This window comes from Caballeronia terrestris (assembly GCF_001544515.1).
In the GTDB taxonomy this organism is placed as follows: domain Bacteria; phylum Pseudomonadota; class Gammaproteobacteria; order Burkholderiales; family Burkholderiaceae; genus Caballeronia; species Caballeronia terrestris.
The window spans coordinates 1-3,208 of sequence record NZ_FCOL02000221.1 but is presented as its reverse complement, the minus strand read 5'-3'; the positions used below and the strand labels follow the sequence as shown (position 1 = coordinate 3,208).

Here is a 3,208-nt window from a genome sequence, read left to right as displayed (position 1 = left end):
ACGTCCACGCAGTTCATGATCGTATGGCAACGGAACAGACGATACGGATCTTCCAGGTTGTCGAGGCGTTCGCCAGTCGCTTCATCGCGGCTGTCCGCAATAAAACGATAGGCTTGCAACAAACCGGCCGGACCGACGAATTTGTCGGGGTTCCACCAGAAGCTCGGGCACGAGGTCGAGCAGCTCGCGCACAGAATGCACTCGTAAAGACCATCCAGCTCGTCGCGTTCTTCCGGCGACTGCAGGCGCTCCTTCTCCGGCGGCGGCGTGTCGTTGATCAGGTACGGCTTGATCGAATGATACTGATTAAAAAATTGCGTGAAGTCGCAAATCAAATCGCGCACCACCGGCAGCCCCGGCAGCGGACGCAGCACGATCTTCTGCGGCAGGTCGTTCATGTTCTGCAGACACGCGAGCCCGTTCTTGCCGTTGATGTTCATCGCGTCCGACCCGCACACGCCTTCGCGGCACGAGCGCCTGAACGACAGCGTCTCGTCGACCGACTTCAGCTTCAGCAACGCGTCGAGCAACATGCGTTCGTGCGAGTCGATTTCGATCTCGTAGCTCTGCATGCGCGGTGCCGCGTCCTTGTCCGGATCGTAGCGGTAAATTTCAAATGTTCTCTTTGCCATGTCGATTCCCTTGACCCTTAGAAGGTACGCGCTTTCGGCGGCACCGATTCGACCGTCAGCGGCTGCATCTTCACCGGCTTGTAGTCGAGGCGATCACCCTCGCTGAACCACAGCGTGTGGCGCATCCAGTTCTCGTCGTCGCGCACCTCGAAGTCGCTGTGCGCGTGCGCGCCGCGGCTTTCCTTGCGCGCTTCGGCCGATACCATCGTCGCGCGCGCCACTTCGATCAGGTTCGCCAGTTCCAGCGCTTCCACCTTCGCGGTGTTGAACACCTTCGACTTGTCCTTCAGATGCACGTGCTTCACGCGCTCGGCGAGTTCCGCGACTTTGCCGACGCCCTCTTCCAGCAGCTTCGACGTGCGGAACACGCCCGCATGCGCCTGCATCGCCGAACGGATGTCGCCCGCGATCGATTGCGTGTATTCGCCCGAGGTCGAGTTTTCCAGCACCGAGAGACGTTCGAGCGCGAAGTCAGCGGCGTCCGCCGGCAGCGGCTTGTGCTCCTTCATCTCCTGCGCGTGCTTGATGATGTGATTGCCCGCCGCGCGGCCGAACACGACCAGATCGAGCAGCGAGTTCGTACCGAGCCGGTTCGCACCGTGCACTGAAACGCACGAGCATTCGCCCACTGCGTAAAAACCGTTGACCGGATCGTCGTAGCCCTTGGCCGTGCCCACCACCTGACCGTAGATATTCGTCGGAATGCCGCCCATCTGATAGTGGATGGTCGGCACGACAGGAATCGGTTCCTTGATGCAATCCACGTTCGCGAATTTCAGCGCAATCTCGCGAATCGACGGCAGGCGCTTCATGATCGTCTCGGCGCCGATGTGCGACAGGTCCAGCAAGACGTGGTCCTTGTTCGGACCGACGCCGCGTCCTTCCTTGATCTCCTGGTCCATCGAACGCGAGACGAAGTCGCGCGGTGCCAAATCCTTGAGCGTCGGCGCGTAGCGTTCCATGAAGCGCTCGCCGTCCGAATTGCGCAGAATGCCGCCTTCGCCGCGCACGCCTTCGGTAATAAGCACGCCCGCGCCCGCGACACCGGTCGGGTGGAATTGCCAGAACTCCATATCCTGCAGCGCGATGCCTGAGCGCGCCGCCATGCCGAGGCCATCGCCCGTGTTGATGAACGCATTCGTCGATGCCGCGAAGATCCGGCCCGCGCCGCCCGTGGCGAACAGCGTCGTCTTGCCTTCGAGGATGTGGACTTCGCCCGTTTCCATTTCGAGCGCGGTCACGCCGAGCACGTCGCCTTCGGCGTCGCGGATCAGATCGAGCGCCATCCATTCGACGAAGAAGTGCGTTTTAGCCGCGACGTTCTGCTGATACAGCGTGTGCAGCAAGGCGTGGCCGGTACGGTCGGCCGCCGCGCATGCGCGCTGCACCGGCTTCTCGCCGTAGTTCGCCGTATGGCCGCCGAACGGACGCTGGTAAATGGTGCCGTCGGCGTTACGGTCGAACGGCATGCCCATGTGTTCGAGTTCGTAGACCGCATTGGGCGCTTCACGGCACATGAACTCGATCGCGTCCTGGTCGCCGAGCCAGTCGGAGCCCTTGATCGTGTCGTAGAAGTGGTAGTGCCAGTTGTCTTCGCTCATGTTGCCGAGCGATGCGCCGATGCCGCCTTGCGCGGCCACCGTATGCGAGCGCGTGGGGAACACTTTCGAGAGCACCGCCACCGACAGACCCGCGCGCGCGAGTTGCAGCGATGCGCGCATGCCCGAGCCGCCCGCGCCGACGATGACCACGTCAAAACGGCGACGCGGCAGGGAAGTCTTGATTGCAGCCATTCTTTACACTCTCCAGAGAATCTGTGCAGCGTAGCCGGCGCAGGCGACCAGCCAGAGGATGGTCAACGCTTGCAGCGTCAGGCGCAGGCCGACCGGCTTCACATAGTCCATCCAGATGTCGCGAATGCCGACCCAGGCGTGATAGAAGAGCGAAAGCAGGGCGACGAAGGTGGCGAGCTTCATCCACTGGATCGCGAAGATCGACGCCCAGCCTTCATACGAGAAGTCGCGCGCGATGAAAAACCAGAACAGCAGGATGAGCGTATAGACGGCCATCACGACCGCGGTGACGCGTTGCGCGAGCCAGTCGCGCAGACCGTAATGCGCGCCGACCACCAGGCGCTTCGGGCCGACTCGGTTATTGGCTGCCATCTTAGAAGGCTCCGAAAAGTTTGAGCGCGACGGCAAGCGTCAGGAGCGTCGACACCACCAGCACGACGATGGAGGTCTGCTTGCCTCCTTCCTTACTGACGGCCGTGTGCGTGTCGAGCAGCAGAAAGCGGATGCCTGCGCAAAAGTGGAACAGGTACGCCCACGACAGCACGAGCACGATGATCTTGACGATGGGGTTGCCGAGGATGCCCTTGAACGCATCGAAACTGATTTCGGAGGTCAGGCTCTGATCCAGCAGGTACAGGAGAAACGGCAGGGAGATGAACAGCAGAAGTCCGCTGATACGGTGCAGGATGGAGACCTTGCCTGCCAGCGGCAAGCGATACTTCGCGAGTTGACCGATCCCGATGTTACGGAACTCGGGCCTTGGTTTTTTTACGGCTTCAGCCA

General features: G+C 61.4%; 4 protein-coding genes. All 4 read right to left on the bottom strand.

Features of this window, described 5'->3' with window-relative positions; genetic code table 11:
- A partial coding sequence (locus tag AWB67_RS35575; RefSeq protein WP_087660576.1) for a succinate dehydrogenase iron-sulfur subunit occupies positions 1–632 on the bottom strand: 632 nt, incomplete at its 3' end.
- Between the two features lie 17 nt (positions 633–649).
- Positions 650–2,425, bottom strand: coding sequence for a succinate dehydrogenase flavoprotein subunit (gene sdhA, locus AWB67_RS35570; RefSeq protein WP_087660575.1), 1,776 nt, complete (start codon positions 2,423–2,425; stop codon positions 650–652).
- 3 nt (positions 2,426–2,428) lie between these two features.
- Entirely contained in the window at positions 2,429–2,797 is a 369-nt protein-coding gene (sdhD, locus tag AWB67_RS35565; RefSeq protein ID WP_087660574.1) for a succinate dehydrogenase, hydrophobic membrane anchor protein, read from the bottom strand.
- Between the two features lies 1 nt (position 2,798).
- Positions 2,799–3,208: succinate dehydrogenase, cytochrome b556 subunit (gene sdhC / locus AWB67_RS35560; protein WP_125477835.1), on the bottom strand; the 410-nt coding region annotated here is incomplete at its 5' end.